This window comes from Turicimonas sp. TL08 (assembly GCF_054660695.1).
Genome location: NZ_BAAGDP010000098.1, coordinates 1 through 267, shown reverse-complemented (window position 1 = coordinate 267; position 267 = coordinate 1). Strand labels below are relative to the sequence as shown.

At 39.3% G+C, this 267-nt stretch carries 1 pseudogene; it reads right to left on the bottom strand.

Annotation, left to right across the window (positions count from 1 at the left end):
• A pseudogene (locus ACYQ4O_RS13100) lies at nt 1-267 on the bottom strand (RNA-guided endonuclease InsQ/TnpB family protein); the annotation flags it as partial.

Genomic DNA, 267 nt, shown 5'->3' with positions numbered 1-267 from the left:
AATGTTCTTTGGTTTGCCAATGATGCTTCTGCTCTTTCTGTAGCCGACTGTCCCTATTTTCGGCAAATAGATCCTTTGTTTATCCTCATCTATTTTGAATCCCTGCGGGAATCGGAATGAATCGCGCTGAAATTTCTTTTTGAACCTTGGAAATTTCGCTCTCTTGGCAAAAAAATTCTTGTATCCCTTCTCTAAATCTTTCAATGCTTGTTGGAGGACTTGAGAATGACAGTCTTTCAGAAAAGAGTGCTTTTTCTTCCACAGAAC